The organism is Mycobacterium sp. pR1184 (assembly GCF_041287235.1).
Lineage (GTDB): Bacteria > Actinomycetota > Actinomycetes > Mycobacteriales > Mycobacteriaceae > Mycobacterium.
This window is the reverse complement of the sequence record NZ_JBGGKR010000014.1, coordinates 20,369-44,964: the sequence shown is the minus strand read 5'-3', so window position 1 is coordinate 44,964 and position 24,596 is coordinate 20,369. Positions and strand designations below refer to the sequence as shown.

General features: G+C 67.7%; 25 protein-coding genes. 7 read left to right on the top strand and 18 right to left on the bottom strand.

Annotated elements, in window-relative coordinates:
• Positions 1 to 38: 38 nt before the first annotated feature.
• The 7 genes from ACAG21_RS22280 to ACAG21_RS22250 all read left to right on the top strand — a co-directional run bounded on the left by ACAG21_RS22280 (position 39) and on the right by ACAG21_RS22250 (position 7,426).
• Positions 39 to 893 (top strand): GNAT family N-acetyltransferase, encoded by an 855-nt coding sequence (locus tag ACAG21_RS22280; RefSeq protein ID WP_096286142.1) that lies wholly within the window; start codon positions 39 to 41, stop codon positions 891 to 893.
• Positions 894 to 1,040: 147 nt separating this feature from the next.
• Complete coding sequence (locus ACAG21_RS22275) at positions 1,041 to 2,870, top strand: penicillin-binding transpeptidase domain-containing protein (RefSeq protein ID WP_370498446.1); 1,830 nt, start codon at positions 1,041 to 1,043, stop codon at positions 2,868 to 2,870.
• Between the two features lie 42 nt (positions 2,871 to 2,912).
• Positions 2,913 to 3,497, top strand: coding sequence for a DUF1707 domain-containing protein (locus ACAG21_RS22270; protein ID WP_370498445.1), 585 nt, complete (start codon positions 2,913 to 2,915; stop codon positions 3,495 to 3,497).
• A gap of 113 nt (positions 3,498 to 3,610) precedes the next feature.
• Positions 3,611 to 4,468, top strand: coding sequence for a type I methionyl aminopeptidase (map, locus tag ACAG21_RS22265; protein ID WP_370498444.1), 858 nt, complete (start codon positions 3,611 to 3,613; stop codon positions 4,466 to 4,468).
• 14 nt (positions 4,469 to 4,482) lie between these two features.
• Positions 4,483 to 5,982, top strand: a complete 1,500-nt coding sequence (locus tag ACAG21_RS22260) for a cobyric acid synthase (RefSeq protein ID WP_370498443.1) — start codon at positions 4,483 to 4,485, stop codon at positions 5,980 to 5,982.
• A gap of 76 nt (positions 5,983 to 6,058) precedes the next feature.
• A complete protein-coding gene (locus ACAG21_RS22255) occupies positions 6,059 to 6,613 on the top strand; it encodes an alpha/beta hydrolase (RefSeq protein ID WP_370498548.1) in 555 nt (184 codons plus the stop codon).
• 81 nt (positions 6,614 to 6,694) lie between these two features.
• Positions 6,695 to 7,426, top strand: a complete 732-nt coding sequence (locus tag ACAG21_RS22250) for a gamma-glutamyl-gamma-aminobutyrate hydrolase family protein (RefSeq protein WP_370498547.1) — start codon at positions 6,695 to 6,697, stop codon at positions 7,424 to 7,426.
• On the opposite strand, the gene ACAG21_RS22245 is transcribed toward ACAG21_RS22250, so the two are convergent.
• The 18 genes from ACAG21_RS22245 to ACAG21_RS22160 all read right to left on the bottom strand — a co-directional run bounded on the left by ACAG21_RS22245 (position 7,423) and on the right by ACAG21_RS22160 (position 24,560).
• A complete protein-coding gene (locus ACAG21_RS22245) occupies positions 7,423 to 8,331 on the bottom strand; it encodes a PPE family protein (protein WP_370498442.1) in 909 nt (302 codons plus the stop codon). The two genes, ACAG21_RS22250 and ACAG21_RS22245, sit on opposite strands and share 4 nt — an antisense overlap.
• Before the next feature lie 182 nt (positions 8,332 to 8,513).
• The gene (locus ACAG21_RS22240) at positions 8,514 to 8,963 is read right to left on the bottom strand and encodes a hypothetical protein (RefSeq protein ID WP_370498441.1); all 450 of its coding nucleotides are present in this window, start codon (positions 8,961 to 8,963) and stop codon (positions 8,514 to 8,516) included.
• 81 nt (positions 8,964 to 9,044) lie between these two features.
• Positions 9,045 to 10,178 (bottom strand): alkaline phosphatase family protein, encoded by a 1,134-nt coding sequence (locus ACAG21_RS22235; RefSeq protein WP_370498440.1) that lies wholly within the window; start codon positions 10,176 to 10,178, stop codon positions 9,045 to 9,047.
• Between the two features lie 18 nt (positions 10,179 to 10,196).
• Positions 10,197 to 10,928, bottom strand: a complete 732-nt coding sequence (locus ACAG21_RS22230; protein ID WP_370498439.1) for a DUF6390 family protein — start codon at positions 10,926 to 10,928, stop codon at positions 10,197 to 10,199.
• Complete coding sequence (hypD, locus tag ACAG21_RS22225; protein WP_370498438.1) at positions 10,925 to 12,067, bottom strand: hydrogenase formation protein HypD; 1,143 nt, start codon at positions 12,065 to 12,067, stop codon at positions 10,925 to 10,927. The genes ACAG21_RS22230 and hypD overlap by 4 nt, the downstream gene beginning before the upstream one ends.
• A 12-nt stretch (positions 12,068 to 12,079) precedes the next feature.
• Positions 12,080 to 12,352: a HypC/HybG/HupF family hydrogenase formation chaperone gene (locus ACAG21_RS22220; RefSeq protein ID WP_370498437.1), complete on the bottom strand. Its 273-nt coding sequence runs from the start codon at positions 12,350 to 12,352 to the stop codon at positions 12,080 to 12,082.
• Positions 12,353 to 12,372: 20 nt separating this feature from the next.
• Positions 12,373 to 13,473, bottom strand: coding sequence for a hydrogenase expression/formation protein HypE (hypE, locus tag ACAG21_RS22215; RefSeq protein WP_370498436.1), 1,101 nt, complete (start codon positions 13,471 to 13,473; stop codon positions 12,373 to 12,375).
• Positions 13,470 to 14,138: an SIS domain-containing protein gene (locus tag ACAG21_RS22210; protein ID WP_370498435.1), complete on the bottom strand. Its 669-nt coding sequence runs from the start codon at positions 14,136 to 14,138 to the stop codon at positions 13,470 to 13,472. Before ACAG21_RS22210 ends, hypE begins: the two co-directional genes overlap by 4 nt.
• Positions 14,138 to 14,863: a HypC/HybG/HupF family hydrogenase formation chaperone gene (locus tag ACAG21_RS22205; RefSeq protein ID WP_370498434.1), complete on the bottom strand. Its 726-nt coding sequence runs from the start codon at positions 14,861 to 14,863 to the stop codon at positions 14,138 to 14,140. Before ACAG21_RS22205 ends, ACAG21_RS22210 begins: the two co-directional genes overlap by 1 nt.
• On the bottom strand, positions 14,860 to 17,196 hold the full coding sequence (gene hypF / locus ACAG21_RS22200) for a carbamoyltransferase HypF (protein WP_370498433.1): 2,337 nt from the start codon (positions 17,194 to 17,196) through the stop codon (positions 14,860 to 14,862). Before hypF ends, ACAG21_RS22205 begins: the two co-directional genes overlap by 4 nt.
• A 1-nt stretch (position 17,197) precedes the next feature.
• Complete coding sequence (locus ACAG21_RS22195) at positions 17,198 to 17,461, bottom strand: HypC/HybG/HupF family hydrogenase formation chaperone (protein WP_370498432.1); 264 nt, start codon at positions 17,459 to 17,461, stop codon at positions 17,198 to 17,200.
• A gap of 1 nt (position 17,462) precedes the next feature.
• Positions 17,463 to 17,960 (bottom strand): hydrogenase maturation protease, encoded by a 498-nt coding sequence (locus ACAG21_RS22190; RefSeq protein ID WP_370498431.1) that lies wholly within the window; start codon positions 17,958 to 17,960, stop codon positions 17,463 to 17,465.
• 124 nt (positions 17,961 to 18,084) lie between these two features.
• The gene (locus tag ACAG21_RS22185) at positions 18,085 to 19,431 is read right to left on the bottom strand and encodes a hypothetical protein (RefSeq protein WP_370498430.1); all 1,347 of its coding nucleotides are present in this window, start codon (positions 19,429 to 19,431) and stop codon (positions 18,085 to 18,087) included.
• Positions 19,428 to 20,069 (bottom strand): DUF6084 family protein, encoded by a 642-nt coding sequence (locus tag ACAG21_RS22180; RefSeq protein ID WP_370498429.1) that lies wholly within the window; start codon positions 20,067 to 20,069, stop codon positions 19,428 to 19,430. The genes ACAG21_RS22185 and ACAG21_RS22180 overlap by 4 nt, the downstream gene beginning before the upstream one ends.
• Positions 20,066 to 20,695: a DUF5947 family protein gene (locus ACAG21_RS22175; RefSeq protein WP_370498428.1), complete on the bottom strand. Its 630-nt coding sequence runs from the start codon at positions 20,693 to 20,695 to the stop codon at positions 20,066 to 20,068. Before ACAG21_RS22175 ends, ACAG21_RS22180 begins: the two co-directional genes overlap by 4 nt.
• On the bottom strand, positions 20,692 to 21,588 hold the full coding sequence (locus ACAG21_RS22170) for a NifU family protein (protein WP_370498427.1): 897 nt from the start codon (positions 21,586 to 21,588) through the stop codon (positions 20,692 to 20,694). Before ACAG21_RS22170 ends, ACAG21_RS22175 begins: the two co-directional genes overlap by 4 nt.
• A gap of 56 nt (positions 21,589 to 21,644) precedes the next feature.
• Positions 21,645 to 23,444 (bottom strand): nickel-dependent hydrogenase large subunit, encoded by a 1,800-nt coding sequence (locus ACAG21_RS22165; protein ID WP_370498426.1) that lies wholly within the window; start codon positions 23,442 to 23,444, stop codon positions 21,645 to 21,647.
• A gap of 60 nt (positions 23,445 to 23,504) precedes the next feature.
• Positions 23,505 to 24,560, bottom strand: a complete 1,056-nt coding sequence (locus ACAG21_RS22160) for a hydrogenase expression protein HypE (protein WP_370498425.1) — start codon at positions 24,558 to 24,560, stop codon at positions 23,505 to 23,507.
• Between the last annotated feature and the right edge of the window lie 36 nt (positions 24,561 to 24,596).

The window sequence follows — 24,596 nt, the reverse complement described above, 5'->3', positions numbered from 1 at the left end:
TACTGGTCCTGTCGTTCGCACCACAGAGAGTTCGCCAGATGTCGGCTCCGCCCCTGTTTCGCCTCGTTGGCGATAGACGGGTGTCCGTGGTGCGCGACGCGGCCGCGGTGTGGCGAGTTTTCGACGAAGACCCGATCGGGGCGTGCATGGTGGCCTCGCGCGTCGCCGATCACGGCATCGACCCCGGCGCGATCGGCGGCGAGCTGTGGACCCGCCGCGGCGCTGACGAATCGCTGTGTTTCGCCGGTGCCAACCTGATCCCGCTGCGGGGGCTGCCGGCCGACCTGAACGCGTTCGCCGACGAGGCGATGAGCGGGACGCGGCGCTGTTCGTCGCTGGTCGGGCGGGCGAGTCTGGTCCTGCCGATGTGGGAGCGGCTCGAGACCGCCTGGGGGCCGGCGCGTGACGTGCGCGAACGCCAACCGCTGATGGCGCTGGCCAAACACCCGATGTGTGACCTCGACCCCGAGGTGCGTCAGGTGCGGCCGGAGGAGCTGGACGCCTACCTGGTGGCCGCGGTCGACATGTTCATCGGCGAGGTCGGCATAGACCCGCGGCTGGGCGACGGCGGTCGCGGCTACCGCCGCCGGGTGGCCAGCCTGATCGCCGCCGGACGCGCGTGGGCCCGGTTCGAGCAGGGCCAGGTCGTCTTCAAGGCCGAGGTCGGGTCGCAATCGCCCGCGGTCGGCCAGATCCAGGGCGTCTGGGTGCATCCGGAGTGGCGTGGCCTGGGGCTCGGGGCCCGGGGCACCGCGATGCTGGCCGCCGTGATCGTCGGCAGCGGGCGGATCGCCAGCCTGTACGTGAACGACTTCAACGAGGTGGCCCGCGCCGCTTACGCCCGGGTGGGCTTCGCCGAGGTCGGCACCTTCGCCACCGTCCTGTTGGACTGAGGCCGCGTCCGCGAGCGTCACACTGGCGTGACGCTCGACGTCGAACGTCGCTCTGGCGTGACGCTCGCCGGGCGGATCCGCACATAACGGTGAGGTCTCGGTGTGTCGACGCCGGTGCACCCGCCTCAGTTCTTAACATCAGTAACGATGGCCACAAAAACCTCATCAGTATCAGTCGTTTCGGCGGCGGCGACCCTGTTGCTTGTCGCGGCTGCCGCGCTGTCGGGATGCACGCCGCGGCCCGACGGTCCGGGCCCTGCCGCGGAGAAGTTCTTCCGCGCCTTGGCCGTTGGCGACACCGCGACGGCCGCCCAACTCAGCGACAACCCCAACGAGGCCCGCGATGCGCTCAACGCGGCCTGGGCCGGGCTGCAGGCCACCCATTTGGACGCGCAGATCCTCGGCTCGAAGTACGCCGAGGACACCGGCACGGTCAGCTATCGGTTCAGCTGGCACCTGCCGAAGAACCGGGTGTGGACCTATGACGGCCAGCTGAAGATGGCCCGCGACGAGGGCCGCTGGGAGGTCCGCTGGGCGCCCAACGGGCTGCACCCCAAGCTGGGTGAGCACCAGACGTTCGCGTTGCGCGCCGATGCGCCGCGGCGCGCCTCGGTGAACGAACTGGGCGGCAGCGATGTGCTGGCGCCGGGCTACCGCTACCACTACACGCTGGATGCCACCAAGGCCGGCCCGCCGCAGTCGCTGAGCTTCACCACCCACTCGATCGTCGACGTGCTGCGGCCGTTCAACGACACGCTGACCGACCCGCAGTTGCTCGCCGAGCGGGCCAGCTCGACACCCAACCAGGTGGACCTGGGCGTCACGCTGCTTCCCGCCGACAACGACAAGGTGTTTCCGCTGCTCGGCCACCTGCCCGGGATCGTGGTCACCCCCCAAGCCGACATGCTGCCGACCGACCCGCATTTCGCGCCCGCCGTCATCAGCGAGGTCAAGAAGGCCGTGATCGACCAACTCGACGGCCAGGCGGGCTGGCGGGTGGTCAGCGTCAACCAGAACAACGTCGACGTCGCGGTGCTGCACGAGGTCGAGGGAGCGCCGGCCCCGTCGGTGTCGATCACCTTGGATCGGGTCGTGCAGAACGCCGCCCAGCGCGCGGTGGACAACAAGGGTGGCAAGGCGATGATCGTCGCGATCAAGCCGTCGACGGGGGAGATCCTCGCGATCGCCCAGAACGGCGGGGCCGACGCCGATGGGCTGCCCGCCACCAACGGCCTGTTCCCGCCGGGGTCGACGTTCAAGATGATCACCGCCGGCGCCGCCGTGGACCGCGACATGGCCACGCCCAACTCAATGGTCGGCTGCCCCGGCCATCTCGACATCGGACACCGCACGGTCCCCAACTACGGCGGCTTCGACCTCGGCGTGGTGTCGATGTCGCGCGCCTTCGCCAGTTCGTGCAACACCACGTTCGCCGAGTTGAGCAGCAAGTTGCCGCCGCGGGGCCTGACGCAGACGGCCGCCGAATACGGGATCGGGCTCGACTACACCGTCGATGGCATCACCACCGTCACCGGGTCGGTGCCGCCGACGGTCGACCTGGCCGAGCGCACCGAGGACGGCTTCGGCCAGGGCCGGGTGCTGGCCAGCCCGTTCGGCATGGCGCTGGTGGCGGCCACCGTCGCTGCTGGGAAAACCCCTGTGCCGCAATTGATTGCGGGCCGTCCGACGACGGTTGAGGGTGACAGCACCCCGATCAGCCCGAAGATGATCGACGCGCTGCGCCCGATGATGCGGCTGGTGGTGACCAATGGGACCGCCAAGGAGATCAACGGCTGCGGTGAGATCTACGGGAAGACCGGTGAGGCCGAGTTCCCGGGCGGGTCACACTCGTGGTTCGCCGGGTACCGCGGCGATCTGGCCTTCGCGGCGCTGATCGTCGGGGGCGGCAGCTCGGAATGGGCGGTCCGGATGACCAAATTCATGTTCGAGTCGCTGCCGCCGGGCTATCTGACCTGAGAGCTGTCGGCCTGGGAACCCGTAACGGCGTAAATTGCGGGCATGACGGATAGCGGCGGGGACATGGTGACGCTGCGTGTCTCCGATGCGGACCGCAACGGCACGATGCGACGACTGCACAATGCGGTTGCGCTCGGCCTGATCGATATCGACGAATTCGAGCAGCGCTCGTCGCGGGTGTCCTACGCGCGCACCCAGGGCGAGCTGGACGGCCTGGTCGGTGACCTGCCCGGGCCGGGTGCGATCGTCACCTCGGCGGCCGATCGAGTCGAGCTGCGGGGCTGGGCCGGCTCGCTGCGCCGGCACGGCGAATGGACGGTGCCCACCCGGTTGGCGCTGGTACGGCGGCTCGGTTCGGTCAAACTCGAGCTCACCAAGGCGCGCTTCGCCGGCCCGGTGGTGGTCATCGAGCTCGACGTACGGTTCGGCTCAGTCGACATCTGGCTGCCCGACGGCGCCAGCGCCTCGATCGACGACGTCGAGGTCTACGGAGGCAGTGCTCGCGACCGCCGCAAGGATGCACCCGGCGAGGGCCGGCCGCATGTGGTGCTGACCGGGCGGGTGGTGTGCGGCTCGGTGACCATCCACGGACCCCGCCGCTCGCTGCTGCACCGCCGCAGGGCTTGAGGCCGTGCAGCCCTAGCTGTGCGGTCGCGACTGTGCGCTGACGGCGGCCGGCGTGCGTCCGGGGCGCCCTGCAGGCACACCCGAGCCCGCTGCCTGCGATTAAGCTAGCGAGCATGCCTGTTCGCACCGCGCTTTCGCCCGGAGTGTTGTCCCCGACTCTGCCGGTGCCCAACCGCATCCCGCGACCCGAGTACGCGTGGCAGCCCACCGCCAAGGAGGGCACCGAGCCGTGGGTGCAGACGCCCGAGGTGATCGAGAAGATGCGCGTCGCGGGCCGGATTGCGGCCGGTGCGCTGGAAGAGGCGGGCAAGGCGGTCGCGCCCGGCGTGACGACCGACGAGCTGGACCGCATCGCCCACGAGTACATGGTGGACAACGGCGCCTATCCGTCGACCCTGGGCTACAAGGGCTACCCCAAGTCCTGCTGCACCTCGCTGAACGAGGTGATCTGTCACGGCATCCCCGATTCGACGGTGATCCAAGACGGCGACATCGTCAACATCGACGTCACCGCTTACATCGACGGCGTGCACGGTGACACCAACGCGACGTTTCTGGCCGGCGATGTGTCCGAGGAACACCGGCTGCTCGTCGAGCGGACACGTGAGGCGACGATGCGGGCGATCAACGCCGTCAAACCCGGACGCGCGTTGTCCGTCGTCGGACGCGTCATCGAGGCGTACGCAAATCGGTTCGGGTACAACGTGGTTCGCGACTTCACCGGCCACGGCATCGGCACCACGTTTCACAACGGGCTGGTCGTGCTGCACTACGACCAGCCGTCGGTCACCACCGAGATCCAACCGGGCATGACGTTCACGATCGAACCGATGATCAATCTCGGCTCGCTGGACTACGAGATCTGGGACGACGGCTGGACGGTGGTCACCAAGGACCGCAAGTGGACCGCACAGTTCGAGCACACCCTGCTGGTCACCGACACCGGCGCCGAAATCCTGACCCAGGTCTAGGAAGCCGTGAGCGTTTGAACGGCGCGCTGCTGGTTGCGGGCACCAGTTCCGATGCCGGCAAATCGGTGATCGTCGCGGGCCTGTGCCGACTGCTGGCCCGCACCGGGGTCAGGGTCGCGCCGTTCAAGGCGCAGAACATGTCCAACAACTCCGCGGTCACCGTCGAGGGCGGCGAAATCGGCCGGGCCCAGGCTATTCAGGCCCGGGCGGCGGGACTGCAGCCCAGCGTGCGGTTCAACCCGATCCTGCTCAAGCCGGGCAGTGACCGGACGTCGCAGCTGGTGATCCGGGGGCGTGTTTCCGAATCAGTGACTGCGGCACGCTATTTCGAGCATCGCGACCGGCTTACGGAAGTCGTTGCCGACGATCTGGCCTCGCTGCGTGGCGAATTCGATGTGGTGATCTGTGAAGGTGCCGGATCACCAGCCGAAATCAACTTGCGCGCAACGGATTTGGCCAACATGGGTCTGGCCAGGGCCGCTAACTTGCCCGTCGTCGTGGTCGGCGACATCGACCGTGGTGGCGTCCTGGCGCATCTGTTCGGCACCCTCGCCGTGCTCGACGCCGACGACCAGGCACTGATCGCGGGCTTCATCGTCAACAAGTTTCGCGGCGACCCCGCGCTGCTGGAGCCCGGGCTGCGGCAACTCCTCGAGTTGACCGGCCGCCCGACCTACGGGGTGTTGCCCTACGTCGAGGAGCTGTGGCTGGATGCCGAGGACTCGCTGTCGGCGCTTGCGCATCGCGTCGTCGGCAGGCCGGCGCCGCCGCGCGGCGGCGAGTGGCTCAAGGTCGCCGCCGTGCGGTTGCCCCGGATCTCCAACTCGACCGACATCGAGGCGCTGGCCTGCGAGCCCGGTGTGCTGGTGCGCTGGACCAGCGACCCGGCCGACCTCGCCGACGCCGACCTGGTGGTGCTTCCCGGCAGCAAGGCGACCGTCGCCGATCTGCACTGGCTACGCAATCAGGGCCTGGCCGCCGCGATCACCGAGCACGCCGGGGCAGGCAAGCCGCTGTTGGGAATCTGCGGGGGATTCCAGATGCTGTGCCGGCGCATCCAGGACACGGTGGAATCCGGCAGCGGGCAAGTGGCCGGGCTCGGGCTGCTGGACGCCGACATCGTGTTCGCGCAAGACAAGGTGCTGCGGCGGTGGGAGCGGCCGCTGTCCGGCTACGAAATCCATCATGGCCGGCTGGCCCGCTACCTCAACGAGCCGTGGTTTCAGGCGGGTGACGATCTGCACGGTCTGGCCCACGGCGCGGTCTTCGGCACGCACTGGCACGGCCTGCTGGACAACGACGACTTTCGCCGCGACTGGCTGACCGAGGTGGCCGCGGCCGCCGGACGGACACGGTTCGTTGTCGCCGACGACACCGACGTCGCGGCGCGGCGCGACGCCCAATTGGATGTGGCCGCCGAATTGCTGGCGTCTCACCTCGACATGAACGCTGTCCTCGGCCTGCTTGACGGCCCGCCGCGGCGGCCACAGCTGGTGAGCCGGCTCCGGCCGTAGCGCCCGCGGCTCGCGCGGCGCCCGGAGAAACCTCGCGCGGTGCCAATATTGGCTGTAGCGTGCGTAAGTGCCCTCGATGATGACCACGCTCGACGGGTTTCCCGTTCCGGTGGGCGTGTCCGGTCCGGAGAACGGTGTCGTCGTCGTCATCCTCGGCGATGAACAGCGAGAGTTAGCCGCGTATGACGCGGTCTGTGAGCGCTTGCACACCGCGTCGCTGCGCACCGTCGTGATCGGCCTCGACCCGCGGCTGACCCCCAAGTCGGTGATCGGCATCCTCGACGGTCTGGGCATCGGCTGGGCCGTCGTGGTGGGCGACCGCGCCGGCGGCGACATCGCCTGGGAGCTCGCGGCGACCAAGCTGGGCCGGTTCGTCGGCCTGGTCGTCGTCGACCGCGGGCATCCGTGCGTGGCCGACGTCAACGGCGTGGTCCGCGACGAGCACTGCCCACCGGTCGAGATCGGCACCACCGTGCTGGTCAGTACGTCGGGCGGGCGGACGGTCGCCCGCAACAGCCAGCGGTTCGTGTACGCCGACTACCGCAGCGTGGACATGCTCGGACGGCGCAACGCCCAGGAATCGACCGCCCAGTTAGCGGCCGAGATCGTCTTGCGTACCAGCACCTGGTAGGACTGTCCGGCCGGCATACGTTTGGCGACAGCGTGGTCGCGCAGTCAAGGAAAGGACGCCTGCGGCGTGAACGCCTCCGGAATGCGTCGGCCGGTCATCGGCCTGACCAGCTATCTCGAGCAAGTGCAGTCCGACGGCTGGGACATCCCGGCGGGATATCTGGGCGCCAACTACTTCGAGGGTGTCATCAAGGCGGGCGGCATCGCGGTGCTGCTGCCGCCCCAGCCGGCGGATCCCGGGGTCGCCGAGAGCGTGCTCGACCACCTCGACGGGCTGATCATCACCGGGGGGTACGACGTCGATCCGGCCGCCTATGGCCAGCAACCGCATCCGAAGACGGACGCGCCCCGCACGGTTCGCGACCAGTTTGAGTTCGCGCTGTTGCGGGCCGCACTGGGCCGCGGTCTTCCGGTGCTGGGCATCTGCCGCGGCACGCAGATGCTCAACGTCGCATTCGGTGGGACACTGCATCAGCATCTGCCCGACGTCCTCGGCCACCGCGGGCATCACGCGGGCTACGGGCGCTTCACCCAGTTGCCGGTCACCACGGTTGCGGGGACCAGGCTCGCCGAGCTACTCGGCGAGTCCGCCGACGCCTGGTGCTATCACCACCAGGCCGTCGACAAGGTCGGCGACGGCCTGATCGTCAGCGCGTGGGACGCCGACGGCGTCGTCGAGGGGCTTGAGGTACCCGGGGACAACTTCGTGGTCTGTGTGCAGTGGCATCCCGAGCAGTTCCTCGAGGACCTGCGGCTGTTCCGGGCGATCGTCGACGCCGCGAGCTCGTATGCGTCCGGCGCGCGGGTCGCCTAACGGGTCTGCGGCCATTTCGGCGGTTCACCGTCGTTGACCAAATGCATTGGCTCGTAGCTCCATCCGCGTTCTAGGCGTGGCGTCTTGGCCAGCCAGCCTTGCGGCACGGTCAGCGCGCCGATCGATGCCGCGCGCCCGAAGCCCGCCGTCCGGCTGCGGTTCGGTAAGCGGGACAACAACGTCGCCGCGTTTGTCAGTGCCGCGTTCTTGTTGCGGGAACTCAGGTGGTTGATCGCGAAATCCGACGGCGCGCACAGTGAACCGAGCTTCGACAGCGCTGCGGTCACCGGCGATAGGTACGTGTGCAAAACTGCCGACGGTTCCCCGGACGACCCAGACAGTGCAGCCAGAGTGTCAGGGATCGCCGAGATCACTTGGCGGGCAGCCGAGATGACGTCCGGCGCTTGCAACGTCCGGCCGGGATGCACACCGGCCAGCGGTGGCGACGCGAACGGTGTCACCGCCGCGGCGTCGGTGCAGGCCTGCGCGTAGGTGTGCATCGCGTCGACGTCCTGGGCCCACATCTGGTCGTAGTCACTCTCGGCGTCGGCGATGGCCGCACTTGACTGGCCCAGACAGTTCGTCTCGGCCAGCCACCTCCACAGCATGCGGTTGGCCTGGATCGCCGAAGGGGCCACCGTCGCCGCCCGCGCCAACTCGTAGGCATTCGCGGCCGACGTGACCCGGGTGGCCGTCTGCTCTGCCTGTGCCGCAACGTCGTTCAGCCATTGGGCGTGGGTGGTCGTCACTGGTGGTGCGTTCACCGAACTATATTGCGCCGCAGTGTTATACAGGCGAACGGCCAGCTTGCTCCATGCCGTGGCGGCGTCGGTCATCGAGCGTGAGCCGGGACCCGAATACAGCAGCCCCGAGTTGATTTCGGGCGGTAGCGTTGCGAAATCCATTGCTATCTCGCTTCAAGGGCCGCGGAGAATGGTGAAAACATGGACGTTCCCTTCAAAGACATAGACGCGAAATAGAACGCCGCCCCGGGCGCTCGCGTTTCGCTCCTGTGGAAGTTGTAATAGGCCTCACAACGCATCTCGCGGGCGAAGGTGAGGCGGGCCACACCCCTGGTGCTGTCCGATCAGCGACGAGCAACGCAGAGCAGCGCCAATATCTCCTGCTTGTCGCATGCGGGTGCGCGGGTGCCGGCAGGCACGCTGTCCAAGCGAAAAACGGTGTCGGCAAACGAAGCCGGCAGCACGGACAGTAACGAGTGCGCCGACAGGCGCGTCCAGTCGGTCGGGCGGTCGTGCGTCATCCACATGCTGTGGAATGGCTTCTTGTTCACCGGGGACGCATCCCATGAACCGGCCTGTTGCAGGTGGATCGCCGTGGTGAATGCGCTATCAGATTGCGGGTGAGCGGAATTCGGTGTCGACTGCGACCACGCCGCGGGCTCGGGCAGGGTGGACGCCGAAAACTGGGACCGCAGCGCGGAACCGGCGATGAGGCTGGCAAACAGACTCAGCGCCGCGATAACGGCGATGGCCGCCTGCTGCCGTCGAGTGTGACTTGCGCACCGGACGTTCACAGTGGCCCGACTGTACAGCACAAAGCTGGTCATCGGCGCTCGCCAGCTGTGAGGTGGATCGGAGTCTGTTGTGTATTTCGCTCACGCGGCGAAAACGATGAGCGGTATCGCCATTTCGGCCGCGGTGTCCCCGCCGTGAAACCCGATGAGGCGGGCCGCTTCCGGGGGCTCGCGCTTGGTCGCCAGCACCGCGGTGTCGCCGGTGCAGATCACGACGACGTCACCGATGCGCGCCAGGTGTCCCGGATCGACCGGCCCGAACATCCCGGTGGCCACCGCCTGGTCGCGACTGTAAACCCGGGCCCGGTCGTCCAGCAGCGCGCTCCACGTGGCCTGCACATCGACCGCGGCGCCCGGCTCGGTGTGCAGGTAGCGCACCCGTGGCTCACCCGCGACCACCCGGATGCCCGCACTCAGCCGGGCGTCGCCGTCCAGGTCGACGCGGGCCTGCGGCGGCACGTTGAGGCCGCCGTGATCGGCGGTCACCAGCAGCGCTGCGTTGGCCGGCAGGGCGTCGAGCAGGCGGGTCAGCAGTGCGTCGACCCGTGCGGCCGCGTCGTGCCAGTGCGGCGATCCGATGCCGAACACATGCGCGGCGGTGTCCAGGTCGGCGGTGTAGCCGTAGACCAGCCCGGGGGCGGCGGCCAGCTCGTCGCTGACCAGCCGGGCGTAATCGTCGTCGGGGTTGCTCGGGCGAAAGTCGGCGCCGCGATACGCCGCATCCGTCAGTCCGCTGCCCAGGAACAACGCCGGCAGTACCGCCCGCGCGGCGACCCCGCGTTGCTGCAGCCGCTCGAACCAGGTGGGCAACGGCTGCCACTGCGCCGACGGCGGGTCGTCCCGCCAGTAGATGTGGGTGAGCACGCGGTCGGTATCGGGGACGTTGAGGGTGAAACCCAGGATGCCGTGCTCGCCGGGCTGCGCGCCGGTGCCCAGCGACACCAGGCTGCTTGGCGTGGTCGACGGGAAGGTGCAGCTGAGTTGGGTCATCCGCCCCGCAGCGCCGGCCAGCACCGAAGCCAGCAGCGGCGCGCTACCCGCCAACTCCGGCAACAGGTGCCAGCCCAGTCCGTCCACCAGCACGACGGCGACCCGATCAACCTGCCCGGCAACCGCTTCGGTGACCGCCAACCGATCGAGGGCATCCGGCACGCCGAGCAATGCGGCCGCCGCCGGAAGCACATCGCAGAGGGAGCCGAGCGCTGGAGCGGACATGGCCCCAGTCTGGCACGGCTAAACGTGCGCCAGCCGTCGACTGGTCACCCGCAGTTGCCGGTCCGTGCTCTCGGCCAGCGCCCGCACCTGCTGCGGGTCCAGCCGGCCACACAGCCGGCCCCAGTGCACCGCGACCTCGTCACCGACGGCCACGTCGGGCACCGCGCTGTACCCGTCGGCCCAGACGTCGAGCAAACGCAGCGACGGCTCGCCCAGTGTGAGCGCCCGCCCATCGTAGATCAGCCGCCGGCAGCTCACCTCGACGTCGTCACCTGTTCGGGAAACGACTGTGCCCCATGTGATTCGGCAGTTGTCCAGCACACCGAGCGGATGTTCGTCCATGCCGCTGCCTAAGAACCGTGTCCACGGGTACACGCCGAACACATGGAAGCAGTGGTTGCCGGCCGCTTCGCGCGCCAGCTCCGATGTCAGGTGTGACCAGTAGCGACCGGCCTGCGGGCCGATGATCGCCAGCAACGCGTCGAAGAAGTCGCGCGCATCGATGCCGGCGCCGATACCGCCGCCGAGCCAATACGATTCGACCAGGCGATAATCCAGCGGGTCGGCGATACCCGTCAGCGCGGCCAGCACCCGCAGATACGGCCAAGCCCCGGAGAACTTCCTCGCCGCGGCGCGCACATCGGCTACCGAGCCGTCACGCAGTGTGGCCCCCAGCGGGGGCCCGCAGTAGCCCAGTGCGTTGGGTGCATACGCGTAGCGGGCGAACATCTCGACGCCCCGCTGATTCAAGACCGTGCCACCAGCTTGACCGCGTCACGGTGCATGCGGCCGAAGTTGTAGTAGGCCGCGCATGCCCCCTCCGGCGATACCATGCACGTCCCGATCGGCGTCTCCGGCGTGCACGCCGTGCCGAAAACCTTGCATTCCCAAGGCTTCAGCACACCCTTGAGTACCTCGCCGCATTGACACGCCTTCGGGTCGGCGACCCGCACACCGGGCATCTCGAACCGCAGCTCGGCGTCGAACTCCGCGAAGTCGTCGTGCAGCCGCAGTGCGCTTTGTGAAATGAAGCCCAGGCCTCGCCATTCGAAATGCGGGCGTAGCGCGAACACCTTGCCCATCAATGCCAGCGCGGCCGGGTTGCCGTGCTCGGGCACCACCCGCTTGTACTGGTTCTCCACCTCGCAGCGGCCCTCGCGGATCTGACGCAGCAGCATCGCGACCGAGGCCAGGATGTCCAGCGGCTCGAATCCGGCTACCACCAACGGCTTTCGATACACATCGGGGACGAATCGATATGGCCGGTTGCCGACCACGGTCGACACGTGACCGGGGCCGATGAACCCCGACAGCCGCAGATCCGGCGACTCCAGGATCGCCTTGATCGGCGGCACGATCGTGACGTGGTTGCAGAACACGGAAAAATTCCGCAGCCCGAGCTCGCGTGCCCGCACCAGCGTGACCGCGGTGGACGGCGCGGTGGTTTCGAAGCCGATCGCGAAGAACACGACGTGGCGGTCCGGGTTGTCCACCGCGATCTTGCACGCGTCCAGGGGCGAATAGACGAAACGCACGTCGGCGCCGCGGGCCTTGGCGTCCAACAGGCTTCCGTTCGAACCGGGCACCCGCATCATGTCGCCGAAACAGGTGAAGATCACGTCGGGCCGACCGGCCAGCCACATCGCGTCGTCGATGCGGCCCATCGGGATCACGCAAACCGGACAGCCCGGTCCGTGCACCAATTCGACGTTGTCGGGCAGCAGATGCTCGATGCCGTGCCGATAGATGGTGTGGGTGTGCCCGCCGCACACCTCCATGAACTTGAACTGCTCGCCTTCTCGGGAAGGCCCGCGCCCGGCCAGATGCTCGATCGTGCCGAGCAGCTTGCGGGCCGCGGCGGGATCGCGGAATTCGTCCACGAATTTCATTGCCGTCCCCCTTCAGACGATGGCCGACGAGTCGAAGGCTTCCATCTCGGTGGTGTAGGCCTCGCCGAGCTTTTTGATCGCGGCCAAGGTGAGCAGCGCCTCGGTCTCGTCGATCTTGGCCATCGCGAACCCGACGTGGACCAGCACCCACTCGCCGGGCTCGGGCATGTCGTCTTCCAGCAGGCGCACGCTGATCGTGCGCTGCACGCCGCTGACGTCGACCTTCGCCAAATATTGTGCAGGGTCCGTGATTTCAACGATCCGGCCCGGAATTCCAAGACACATGCCGGCGTATCTCCTTTCCGTCAGCAGATCCGGGGTAGCGGATCCCCGACGAGCATGTCGACGATGCGGGTCCCGCCGAATCCGGTGCGCAGTACCACGGCGGCCGCGGGTTCGGTGACGATTTCCCCGACCTCGGCCGCTTGGGTCCCGAGCGGATGCGACCGCAACGCGGCCAGTGCGGCTTCGGCTTCCTGCGGCGCGACGACGGCGATGAACTTGCCCTCGTTGGCGACATAGAGCGGGTCGATGCCGAGTAATTCGCACGCGCCATTGACCTGTGCCTGCAACGGGAGTCGCTCCTCGTCGAGCACCACCCCGAGACCGCAGGCCTGGGCCAGCTCGTTGCATACCGTGCCGACGCCGCCGCGGGTGGCGTCGCGCAGCCAGCGGGTGGATGGCGCCGCGGCCATCAGCAATTCGACCAGCGGGCTCACGCAGGCGGTGTCGGAACCGATGTCGGCCTCGATGGCCAGGTCGCCGCGAGCCAGCATGACGGCCATGCCGTGGTCACCCATGGACCCGGACAACAGCAGTTTGTCGCCGACGCGCACCGAATCCGCCGACAAGGTGCGCCCGGCCGGGATGACGCCGGCTCCCGCGGTGGTGATGAACAACCCGTCGGCCGCGCCCTTGGGCACCACCTTCGTGTCGCCGGTGACGATCTGCACACCGGCTTTGGCGGCCGCCGCGGCCATGTCGGCGACGATCTCTTTCAACTCGGCGATCGCAAAGCCCTCTTCGAGCACGAACGCCGCCGATATCCAGGCCGGCACCGCGCCGGTCATCGCCAGGTCATTGCAGGTGCCGTAGACGGCGAGCTCACCGACGGAGCCACCCGGAAAACGCCTGGGCTGCACCACAAACGAGTCGGTGGACATCGCCAGTCGCTCGCCACTGGGCAACGTGAGCACCGCGCCGTCGCCGAGTGATTCCAGCGCCGGATTGCGAAACGCCTCCATGAACACCGCGTCGATCAGTGCCGCCGACGCTTTGCCACCGGCGCCGTGCGCCAGCGTCACATGGTCATCGAGTAGCCGCGGGCGGCGCCGGCGGAACGACTCGATCCGCTCGATCACCTCACCCTCGGCGAAGCGCGGCCCCGACGAAAGATACTTGTTCATGCGGCCCCCACACCTCGGTCGCCGGACTGTTCGTGGACCGCTAGCCACAGCCGATAGCCCAGCAGCGCTTGAGATTCCTGAATCCGGTGCACACTTTGTGATCGGACGACGAAGCAGGCGTTCACATTTGGATTGTTCACGAAGGCACCGCCGTCATAACCGGCGAAACCGATGGTGTACAGACCGCGTTGGTGCGCCTCGGCCAGCGCGGTGAGCAGATTCGGCGAGTTGCCGCTGGTCGACATCGCGATGGCGATGTCACCGGCTTTGGCGCGGGCGATCAGCTGACGGGCGAATACCAGCTCGAACCCGACATCGTTGCCCAGCGCGGTCACGATCGCCTGGTCGGCGGTCAACGACCAGGCCGGCAGCGACGTGCCGATCGGCGGCCGGGCGAACAAGGTGGCAAGCGTGGTGGAATCCGTGCAGCTGCCGCCGTTTCCGAAGGTGAACATCCGCCCGCCCGCGGCGAACCGGCGTGCCGTCTCGGTCGCGGCCACATTCAGCAGCTCGGCGTTGGCGTCCAGCGTGGCGCGCCGCAACGCCAGGCTTTCGGCCGCTTTCGCCCGCGCCGACGCGGCCAGGTCGGCGAGCAGCGAGGTGGGGTCGTCCTCCTGCGCGTCGATGAACGGATAGAGAAAGTTGGTGGGTTCGTCGTGGCTCATCACGTGTCCTCGATTCGGCTGATCGCGGTGCCGGCATGCACGAGCACCAGATCGCCGCTGGCAACGGGACCCACGAGCGTGGTCACGACGTTCTCGACGCCGCGTGCGGTGCGCACGGTGGCCGTCTCGTCGGTGGAGGCGGCCCTCACCTCGCCCAGGCGGCCCTCGTCGCTGCACGTCACGCAGACGTCTTCGGCACATTCGGGTTTGAGCAACCCGGCGTGCTCGAAGCAGACGTGCGTGAGCTCCCACAGCAGGTGATAGAACAACACGAAGCCACCGGTTGCGGGCACGCGCGGATCCGGGTCATCCAGCCACAGCACGTGATCGGCCATCCCTGCCTGTGGTCGTTCGCCGCTGCCGATCCATATCGTGGTAACACCCCATGCGGGGCCGCGCCGCATCACCGAGCGCACGTCCGCGTCGTCCGCGCCGCAGACCGCGATCACGATGTCGCCGGGGCGCACCGAAACCCGCACCAGATCAACCAGATCGGGCCCGGTGAGTGCGACGGCGGGCAATGCTCGTTTCCCCACGATCACCGGATGGACGAACTCGACCGCGATGTGCATCGCATGCGGCTCCCAGGACGGGGCGACCGACCACATGGTGGCACCGGCGGCGAATCGCTTGGCCAACGTGAAGGCCGCGGCGGCCAGGTCAGTGGCCAGATCCGAGGCCAGTTCGGCGCCGAGCCCGCGGTCGATCGCCGTGAACGCCGTCATGACATCTCCTCGAGTGCGGTGAGCATCGAGATCGCCGCCTGGCCCAACGCCAGGCCGCCGTCGTTGGGCGCAACGGTGCGATGGGTCAGCACCTCGAAGCCATTGCGCTGCAGCAGCTCACGACACATGCGCGAAAGCAGCACGTTCTGGAAGACGCCGCCGGTCAGGCCCACCAACCGGATCGGGCCGGCCACCTGCGCGACCACCTGGGCGACCGCGATCGCGACCGCCCGGTGAAACGCGGCCGCCAGCAGCGCCGGTGGTGTGCCCGCGTAGAGCGCCAGCACCGCGGCTTGCACGCAGGAGGCCGGATCGATCACCCCGTCGGCTCGCACGGTCAACGGCAGGACCGGACCGTTGCCCGCGGCGCGCTCGGCCAGCGCCTCGAGCTCGATGGCGGCCTGGCCTTCGTAGTCGATGCGGTGCCGCACCCCCAACAGCGAGGCGATCGCGTCGAACAGCCGGCCCATGCTGGAACACGGCACACATCCGGTGTCGCTCTCCAATTGCGAACGGGTGAGCCGTAATTCCTCGACCGAAGCCGCGGCGACCGGCGCCAGTTGCGGGGTCCAGTCGATACCGGCCATCCACAACTGGGACAGGGCCATCCGCCACGGATTGCGAACGGCGGCGTCGCCGCCCGGCAACGGCACCGGCAGCAGATGGCCGGCCCGCACGAAGCGGTGGCTGTGGTGACCGAGGACAAGGATCTCCCCGCCCCAGATCGTGTCGTCACAGCCGTAGCCGGTGCCGTCGAAGGAGACGCCGACCACGGGTTCACCGAGGCGGCCGTGTTCGGCCAACAGCGACACCACATGCGCGTGATGGTGCTGGACGAGATCCAGCGGTCGATCGCCGGCGCGACGCTCGGCCCAGCTGCGGGTGTGATACCCCGGGTGCAGATCGGCGGCCAATCGGGAAGGCTCACCGCGGATTTCGCTGAGTTGACGCACCGCACGCTCGAACGTCCGCAGGGTCTCCCAGCTGCCCATGTCCCCGATGTGACCGGACAGGTAGGCGCGCGAACCGTCGGTGAGGCAGAAGGTGTTCTTCAGCTCGCCGCCCACCGCGAGCACCGCCGGACCGCTGCGCCCCAGATCTACCGGCAGCGGCGCATAGCCGCGCGACCGGCGAATCGGAAGCTCCCGACCGTCGCCCACGCGCATCACCGAGTCGTCGCACGGCACGTGGATGGGCCGGTCGTGATCGAGGATCGCGTCGCAGAGTCCCGGAAGCCGGGACGCGACATCGTCGTCGGTGAAGCAGATGGGTTCGTCGGATCGGTTGGCGCTGGTGAGCACCAGCGAGTCGGGTGCGGGCGTCAGCAGTAGGTGGTGGATGGGGGAGTACGGCAGCATCAGCCCCAGCAGCGGGCTGCCGGGAGCAACGGCCGCAGCGACCGGCGCGCCCGGTCGGCGCCGCAACAACACGATCGGACGCGCGGGGCCCGACAGCACCGCGGCCTCGTCGTCGTCGATCTCGGCGTAGCGGCGCGCGACGTCCAAGTCGCGGACCAGCATGGCGAACGGCTTGGCACCGCGTGCTTTTCGTGACCGCAATGCCCCGACGGCCGCTTCGTTGTCGGCCGTACACGCCAGGTGGTAGCCGCCGATGCCCTTGATGGCGACCACCGCACCCGCCGCCAGCGCCCGTTGGGTGGCCGCCAGCGCCGCGTCCGACCCCACGACCCGCCCGTCCTGCGAGCCGAACCACAGCGACGGACCGCATTCGGGGCAGGCGATCGGCTGGGCGTGGAACCGGCGATTCGCGGGATCGTGGTATTCGGCCGCACATCGCGCGCACATCGGAAATCCCGCCATCGTGGTGGCCGCGCGGTCGTAAGGCAATTCGCGGATGATGGTGAACCGCGGTCCACAGTTGGTGCAGGTGACGAACGGGTGGCGGTAGCGCCGATTGGCGGGGTCGAACAGCTCGGCGACACAGTCGTCGCACACCGCGATGTCGGGCGGAATCGGGGTGGTGGCACCGGCAATCGCCTGACTCGCCACGATCCGGAACTCGTGGCCGCAACTGGTATCCACGGGCAGGTCCGCCACGCTGACGGCGGCGATGCTGGCCAGCGGCGGGGCCTGGGCACGCAGCCGGCGACCGAACTCCGCCACGCGTGCCGGCTCGCCCTGCACCTCGAGAAAGACTGCGCCGGAGTCGTTTCCGACGAAGCCGGCCAGGCCCAGCTCGCCGGCGATCCGGTGCACGAACGGCCGGAAGCCGACCCCTTGAACGACACCGGTCACAGTGAAGCGCCGCCGCACCTGCGGGGTGGAGACGTCGGACCGAAGCAGCAGGGGGCCCGGCACAAAGAGGCCGGTCATCTCAACCGCCCTCCGGCAGGGTCGGATCGATGACGCCCCGGCCCATCAGTTCCAGACCCGTCATCGCCTGCTCGGCACCGGCGCGATCAGTCTTCTCGACCACGAAGCCCATGTGGATGATCACCCAGTCACCGCGCTCGAATGTCTCTTCGGGCAGCATGCCGACGTTGACCTTGCGCTGCTCTCCGGTGACGTCGACCAGCGCCAGCTGACCTTCGTAACCGTCCAGCATCCTGATCACCTGACCGGGTATCCCCAAACACATCTCAGCACTCCTCGCGCACCGCGCAGGGCGTCGGAATCTGCAGCGCGGCGACGATCTCCTCAATGGCATGCACGGCCCGCGGAACCGCTTTGGCGACCGGGTCGGTCAGACCGATGCCTTCTTCGACGCTGCCGGCCTCACACCCGACCACAACCGTGTAGGGCGGATTGCCGCCGAGCGCGCGCAGGCTGGCGAACACCGCGGCGGGGTCCATGCTGTGGCCATCGAAACCGATGGTGGCACAACCGGAGTCATGGTCGGCCTGAAAAACGTGCAGGGTTCCCGGCTGGCCACGGCTGGGTACCGCGTCCACGAGGACCAGCGTGTCCCAGTCCTCGAGCAGGTCGTACGCGAGATGCATGCCCGCGATGCCGTAGTCGGTCACGCGGACGCTCGGATTGTCGTGTGGCAGCGCGGCATTGCGGACCACTTCGGAACCGAATCCGTCATCGCCCAGGAAGATGTTGCCGATCCCGGCCACCAGGATGCGCGCAGTCATGGCCGTCTCCGATGCGGCTACATCCGCCTCAATTTCAGGTAGCGGCGCGCGTCGGGCAGCGACACCACCCCCAGTATTACCGCGATCCCGACCACCAGCGCGATGACGGCGATGAATACCCAACCTACGACTTCCATGTCGAACTCCTTTCCTGGGTGTTGGTTTCTGTTTCCAGAGGCTCGACTTCGTCGGGGGAGAAGTACAGGTAGCGGCCGTACCAGTCGTGCAGTTCGGCGGCCGGGTCGTCCTCGACCACGACACCGACGTGCTTGTTGCCCTCTACGTCCTCGTGCACCGACGTGACCCGGGCGGTCTTGCCGGCGACGAAGATGTCTTGGGCGTCGGCGTTGCGCCGCGGTCGCAACCGAACCCGGCTGCCCCGCGCGACCGGGATACCGTTCACCAGCACCGCGTCGACCTCAGGTCGAACCGCGTTGTCCGCCAGCGGATCCCACCAGTCGACGCCGTCGGGAATTTCCGGGACCAGGATGTCGAGCCGGTGCGGATCGCGCAGCACGCCGTGCAGGCGCGCCATCGCGTCGGGCGACATCGTGTCGCACGCCTCGATGATCCGTGCGGCCCGCGGATCCGTGGCCCGGGCCTGCGCCTTCTCGTCGTCGGTCATCGTCATCACGCGCAGGGTCAAGATCTCGTCGATCTCGGTGCAGTCATACAACGCGGTGTTGCTCTGCTCGGCGACCTCGGGGTGGTCGTAGAGAATGATCGGCGAAATCAGCAGGATGTCGTGGCTGCCGGGTGGACCGGCCAGTACGGGGAAGCAGCGGTGCTGGGTGCACCGCGACACCGCCTCGACCGCCGCCGGCGCCGGCTCGAGCATCGAGACGAATTGGCCGCCGACAACTTCGGCGATCAGGTGGCTGCCGATCATGGACCGCGCGATCGCGTCGTCCTTGTCCACCGCGGCATCGCCGATATTGTTCAGCCGCACCGAGACTCGGCGCATCGTGCCGTCGGGTTCGCTGGACACGGTCAGCTCGCCGCGGATCTGCTTGCGTTCGCGAACCAAGCGGCCGCCTTCGACACCCTCGATGTCGGTCGCCGCGTTCACCACAATCGGCAGTTTCCGCGGTTGGTCGTCGAATGCAATGGGGCCGAAAACCCTTTCGCACTCGACCGCTTCGTCCCAGGTCAGCCAGGAGCCGGCCGGCGTGGTGAGCTCGGCAACCGGTTCGAATCGATCGCCGCAGGCCGCCCGTTCGACCCGGCGGTGCTGCAACTGCAGGAACCGTACCACCAGCGTGAGCGCCCCGGTTCCCTCGATGAGGAACTGCGCCGCCAACGCGTCGTCTTCGCCCAGGCCTTTCTCCGCCGCGCCGGGGGGTCCCAGAACACCGAATTGCCAACGTGATTGGTTCTTGCTCGACGTGCCGCGGTACGGATAGAGCAGATAACCCTCGTATAGCACCGCGTCGGCGACGGCGCGGGCGCCCTCCCAGCTCGCCGTCGTCATGCCGTCGTCCGTTCGGAATCCAGCAGCGCGGTGACCGCCTGGTCGAGGTCGAGCATGCCCTGTACCGACTTGTAGTGGGCCAGCGCGGTGATGGTCTCGTGATTGAGCCGGACCCAGCCGGTGTTGGGATAGTGCTGCGCGATCAGCGCCCGCCAGGCCTGCACCGGCATGTCGTAGCGGTGCTCGCGGTCCCACGGCACCTGCTGGACCGAGAAGCCGCGGTCGGATTTGACGAATATGGTTCCGCTGAACAGGAATTGCAGCGGCACCGCGCCGTCGCGCAGCGCGTGCAGGTACTTGGACGCCGCGACCTCGAAGTCGTAGGTGCAATCCAGCACAAGCTGCACGGTGGTGTGTCCGGTGAATCCGGGCACCATCGCGGTGCAGTGCTGCCAGAGGAACCCGTGCTGGGTGCTCGCCCAGCGTTCGCGCGGGCCGAACAAGTCGATCAGCCCGGCGGCCTCCTCGTCGGAGTACGACCGGCGCGGCGGCTCGATGCGGACCTGAGCGCGCAGGGCGATGGCGTGCACCGGGTCGTCCCCGTCGGCCACGACGCCGACCCGGGCGGTCAACACCGGGCTGACCGCGTACGGTTCGGGCGCGACGTCGGCAACGGTGTAGGTCACCTCGACGCTCATCTCGGCGTCTCCACCGCGCGGGCCGCGATCGCGGCGAAGAACTCGTCGATGAACCGTCGCGCCTGCTGCCCGCCGTCGAAACCGCGCCACAGCATGCGCAGGCGGCCGACGAATTCGTAGCAGGCATCAATCGGAACGAGATAGCTTTGCGGCTGCGCGAATTCGTTGCTGACCCGGACCAGCAGCGCCTCCACGTCCGCGGTGAGCAGGCCCACCCGCGGATCGGCCGCGCGGATGGCGTTCCACACCTTGAGGTCGAGCTCGGACTCGCACGCCCCGGCGGGGCCGGGATAGAACGCCACCGTGCGCAGCAGCGCGGAGTTGGTGAAGAAGAACGCCACGCCGACCGGAATCTGAAGCGCGTCCCAGGCGCGCCGGTCCAACGCGAAATTCGGGAATGCCAAGTACCTGTCCGGCACCGCGCGGTAGCGCAATTCGGCTTGCCCGTCGGTGAACAGCAGATAGCAGGCGCGGCACACACACATCAATTGCCGGCCCGCGACGTTCACCACGTGCTGATGCTCGTCGGCGATGCTCTCCGAGCACATTTCGCAGCGCTCGCCGGCCGGCTCGGGAGTTACGCGGCCGCTCTTGATGCGGGCCAGCACGTCGTACGGGGTTGTCATGCGCCGGCTCCCATCGGTTCGGCCAGTGCCACCGACGGCACCCCGTCACGCAACAGCAGGGGCAGCGGCTCCAGGTGAGTTCCGTCGGGGCCCGCACCCGCGTGTACGACGTCGAATTGGGTGCCGCAGCGCGGGCAGCCCAGCAGCGTCTCGCGCAGTTGGGCTCCCGCCAATGTGTCGTCGCAGACCGGGCAGTGGTCGAGGTAGGCCAACGGCAGGTCGCCCACCCGGCACACCACGACCGTGGCGCCCGAGATCCGGAATCCGGCAACCTCGCCGGGCGCCAACTCGGCCAGTTCGGGCACCGGGTGCCAGCTGGAGCCGTGCGACTGCACCGTCGAGCCGTTCGAACGCAGCTGCGCCAGCAGTGATTCCGCGGGAATCACGGACGGCTCGGCCGCGCGCTGGGCGGTGACCACTTCGATCGTCGAGATCTCCGGCGCCGCAGCACGAACGGCGTCCTCGACGGCCAGCTCCAGCGTCACCGCCGACGACGGGCAGCTCTTGCAGCTCCCGGTGAACGCCAGCCGCGCGGTATCGCCGACGATCTCGAGCAGGTCGACGTCGCCGCCGTGCGAGCCGAGGTACGGGCGCACCCGGTCCAGTGCATCGGACACCCGGCGATGCGCATCGTGTGGGTGCAAGCCGTGCACAAGGAGCAGGCTGGCCACCAGGTCGTCGGTGGCCAGCCGCTCGGTCAGGTCGGGATCACCCAATCGCATGATCCGCTCGAGCCCGGATCCGTAGAGCCCGACCACTTCACGGACCAGCTGCTGTGCGCGCTCATACGCTGCCGTGCCACCCGCCGCGCAGGAATCCAGGAGTATCTGGATCCGATCGCCCGCTGCGCGCCACTGCGTGTCGTTATCCGGGACCTCCGGGCGATCCACCATGTGTCCTCCAATACGGTGACGACCCGCATCGCCCGGCTGCGCCGCGCTTGCGATCGTCAGTCCCCGGCGGGTGATTGCGTTGGTGTGTGCAGTCTCTCGAGGGTTTTGCCCTTCCCCAGATACATGTGCACACCGCACGGCAGGCAGGGGTCGAAGCTGCGCACGGTGCGCATGACGTCGATGCCCTTGAAGTTCTCCCGGTCGTTCTCCTCGAAAATCGGCTGACCCTGGACCGCGTCCTCGTAGGGGCCCGGCGTGCCAAAGCTGTCGCGCGGGTTGGCATTCCACGGAGTCGGCGGATACGGGTGGTAGTTCGCGATCTTGCCGTCCCGGATCACCAAATGGTGGCTCAGCACGCCGCGTACCGCCTCGGTGAAACCGCACCCGATGCCCTCGTCGGGCACCTCGAAGCGCTCCCAGGTCTTGGTGCGCCCGGCGCGGATCTCCTCCAAAGCCTTTTCGGCGAAGTGCAGCGCGCACGCCGCCGCGTAGGCCTGGAAGTAGGTCCGGGCGCGGTCGCGCTCGATGGTGTTGCTGCCGTACTTGGGCACCTTCCACTCGAACTCGACCGGCCCCTTCAGCGCGGTCTTGGGCAGGTTGATCTGCACGCTGTCACCGGTCGCCTTGACGTAGCCGATGTCGACCAGGCCGGCCAGCGCGGTCGACCACAGCCGCGCCAGCGGGCCGCCACCGGTGTCCAGCGCCAAGTGGTCCTTGCCGTCGAACCAGCGCGGTGACATCACCCAGCTGTACTTGCCGCCGTCCATGTCGCGCTTCTGCGGATGCGGGTTGGTGTGTTGGTTCCACGGGTGCCGACGGTCCACCGCGTTGCCCAGCGGATCGGTCTTGACGAACATCTCCTGATCGGTCCAGTCGTCGTAATACGAACTGCCCAAAAGGATTCGGATGCCGAGATTGATGTCGACCAGCGAGTGGGTGACCAGCTTGCCGTCCACCACCACACCCGGCGTTACGAACATCGCGTTGCCCCAACGCTCCATATCCTGGTACGCGAAGTTGCACACCTCGGGATCCTGGAAGGAGCCCCAGCAGCCGAGCAGGGTGCGGCGCAGCCCGACCTTCTCGTAGCCGGGCAATGCGGTGTAGAAGAAGTCGAACAGGTCGTCGTGCATCGGCACGACCTTCTTCATGAACTCGACATAGCGCATCAGCCGTGTCATGTAGTCGGTCATCAGCTGAATCGTCGCGACCGTGCCCACCCCGCCCGGGTAGAGCGTGGACGGGTGCACGTGGCGACCTTCCATGAGGCAGAACATCTCTCGCGTCCAGCGGCTCACCGCCAGCGCCTCGCGGTAGAACTCGCCACTGAACGGATTGAGCGAGCGCATGATGTCGGCGATGGTCCGGTAGCCGTGCGCATCGGCGTGCGGAGCCTGCGTTTTCTCCGCCAGGGAAAGCACGCTCGGATTTGTCTCGGCGACCATCTTCTCGCAGAAGTCGACGCCGACCAGATTCTCCTGAAAGATGTTGTGGTCGAACATATATTCCGCGGCCTCGCCCAGGTTGACGATCCACTCGCCCAGGTGTGGTGGCTTGACGCCGTAAGCCATGTTCTGCGCATAGCACGAGCAGGTCGCATGATTGTCGCCGCAGATACCGCAGATCCGGCTGGTGATGAAGTGGGCGTCGCGGGGATCCTTACCCTTCATGAAGATCGAATAGCCACGGAAGATCGACGACGTGCTGTGACACTCGACGACTTGCTTGTTCTCGAAATCGATCTTGGTGTAAATGCCAAGGCTGCCGACGATTCTGGTGATCGGGTCCCACGCCATCTCGACGAGCTGACCCGGTTCCTTTTTTTCCTCTGTCGGCTTGGGAATGATGGTTGTCATCGCATTACTGCTCTCTGCCTCAAGGGCTGGTGGCGTGAAACAAGACGAGCGCGCCGCGACCTACCAGGTGCGGCGGGCTCCGCTGACGAGCTCGGTGCCCTTGTGGCGCCAGCGCGGTTCCTTGTCGACGGTTCGGGCCGTGATACCCCTCAAACTACGAATCACGGATCCGTATAACCCCGACGCGGTGCTGGAGAGCTTGCCCCCGGGCGGCTCGTCCATGAACGGCATGAACTTGTCTGGGAACCCCGGCATCGTGCACCCGATGCAGATTCCGCCGACGTTCGGGCAACCACCGATTCCGTTGATCCACCCGCGCTTGGGCACGTTGCATTTCACGACCGGGCCCCAACAGCCAAGCTTGACAATGCATTTCGGCGAGCCGTACTCGGTGGCGAAATCACCCTGCTCGTAGTAGCCGGCCCGGTCACACCCCTCGTGCACCGTGTTGCCGAACAGCCACTTGGGGCGCAGCGCGTCGTCGAGCGGGATCATCGGCGCCTGACCGGTGGCCATGTACAGCAGGTAGGTCAGCGTCTCGGACAGGTTGTCCGGGTGGATCGGGCAGCCGGGCACGCACACGATCGGGATGCCGGCCTTGCTTTTCCATCCCCAGCCGAGGTAGTCGGGTACGCCCATCGCTCCGGTCGGATTGCCGGCCATCGCGTGGATGCCGCCGTAGGTGGCGCAGGTCCCGACCGCCACGATCGCTGTGGCCTTGGGTGCCAGCCGGTCGAGCCACTCGCTGGTGGTCATCGGCTGACCGGTGGCGGGGTCGTTGCCGAACCCACACCAGTAGCCCTCGTCCTTGATCTTCTCGTTGGGAATGGATCCCTCGACGACAAGCACGAACGGTTCCAATTCACCGCGGTCGGCCCTGAAGAACCACTCCAGGAAGTCGTCCGCGCCCCCGTTGGGTCCGCATTCGAAATCGATCAGGGGCCAGTGCACGGCGACTCGGGGGAGACCGGGCAGAGCTCCCAGGGCGATCTCCTCGACGCTGGGTTGGGTGGCGGCAGTCAACGCCACCGAATCACCGTCACAACTGAGGCCCGCGTTGATCCATAGAACGTGGATCAACGTCTCTTCTGCTTTGACTGCTGCTTCCGTTGGCATGCTGCAGCTTTCCGGGGCCGGGCTGGGGCCCCTGCG

Bases quoted from the DNA above. Each gene is read 5' to 3' on its own strand.
- hypE (WP_370498436.1), bottom strand. From the start codon at position 13,473: ATGAACAAGTATCTTTCGTCGGGGCCGCGCTTCGCCGAGGGTGAGGTG.
- map (WP_370498444.1), top strand. From the start codon at position 3,611: ATGCCTGTTCGCACCGCGCTTTCGCCCGGAGTGTTGTCCCCGACTCTG.
- ACAG21_RS22275 (WP_370498446.1), top strand. From the start codon at position 1,041: ATGGCCACAAAAACCTCATCAGTATCAGTCGTTTCGGCGGCGGCGACC.
- ACAG21_RS22195 (WP_370498432.1), bottom strand. From the start codon at position 17,461: ATGTGTTTGGGGATACCCGGTCAGGTGATCAGGATGCTGGACGGTTAC.
- ACAG21_RS22270 (WP_370498445.1), top strand. From the start codon at position 2,913: ATGACGGATAGCGGCGGGGACATGGTGACGCTGCGTGTCTCCGATGCG.
- ACAG21_RS22165 (WP_370498426.1), bottom strand. From the start codon at position 23,444: ATGACAACCATCATTCCCAAGCCGACAGAGGAAAAAAAGGAACCGGGT.
- ACAG21_RS22250 (WP_370498547.1), top strand. From the start codon at position 6,695: ATGCGTCGGCCGGTCATCGGCCTGACCAGCTATCTCGAGCAAGTGCAG.
- ACAG21_RS22170 (WP_370498427.1), bottom strand. From the start codon at position 21,588: ATGGTGGATCGCCCGGAGGTCCCGGATAACGACACGCAGTGGCGCGCA.
- ACAG21_RS22255 (WP_370498548.1), top strand. From the start codon at position 6,059: ATGATGACCACGCTCGACGGGTTTCCCGTTCCGGTGGGCGTGTCCGGT.
- hypD (WP_370498438.1), bottom strand. From the start codon at position 12,067: ATGAAATTCGTGGACGAATTCCGCGATCCCGCCGCGGCCCGCAAGCTG.
- hypF (WP_370498433.1), bottom strand. From the start codon at position 17,196: ATGACCGGCCTCTTTGTGCCGGGCCCCCTGCTGCTTCGGTCCGACGTC.
- ACAG21_RS22245 (WP_370498442.1), bottom strand. From the start codon at position 8,331: ATGGATTTCGCAACGCTACCGCCCGAAATCAACTCGGGGCTGCTGTAT.
- ACAG21_RS22235 (WP_370498440.1), bottom strand. From the start codon at position 10,178: ATGTCCGCTCCAGCGCTCGGCTCCCTCTGCGATGTGCTTCCGGCGGCG.
- ACAG21_RS22185 (WP_370498430.1), bottom strand. From the start codon at position 19,431: ATGACGACGGCGAGCTGGGAGGGCGCCCGCGCCGTCGCCGACGCGGTG.
- ACAG21_RS22175 (WP_370498428.1), bottom strand. From the start codon at position 20,695: ATGACAACCCCGTACGACGTGCTGGCCCGCATCAAGAGCGGCCGCGTA.
- ACAG21_RS22205 (WP_370498434.1), bottom strand. From the start codon at position 14,863: ATGACGGCGTTCACGGCGATCGACCGCGGGCTCGGCGCCGAACTGGCC.
- ACAG21_RS22180 (WP_370498429.1), bottom strand. From the start codon at position 20,069: ATGAGCGTCGAGGTGACCTACACCGTTGCCGACGTCGCGCCCGAACCG.
- ACAG21_RS22210 (WP_370498435.1), bottom strand. From the start codon at position 14,138: ATGAGCCACGACGAACCCACCAACTTTCTCTATCCGTTCATCGACGCG.
- ACAG21_RS22280 (WP_096286142.1), top strand. From the start codon at position 39: ATGTCGGCTCCGCCCCTGTTTCGCCTCGTTGGCGATAGACGGGTGTCC.
- ACAG21_RS22190 (WP_370498431.1), bottom strand. From the start codon at position 17,960: ATGACTGCGCGCATCCTGGTGGCCGGGATCGGCAACATCTTCCTGGGC.
- ACAG21_RS22220 (WP_370498437.1), bottom strand. From the start codon at position 12,352: ATGTGTCTTGGAATTCCGGGCCGGATCGTTGAAATCACGGACCCTGCA.
- ACAG21_RS22160 (WP_370498425.1), bottom strand. From the start codon at position 24,560: ATGCCAACGGAAGCAGCAGTCAAAGCAGAAGAGACGTTGATCCACGTT.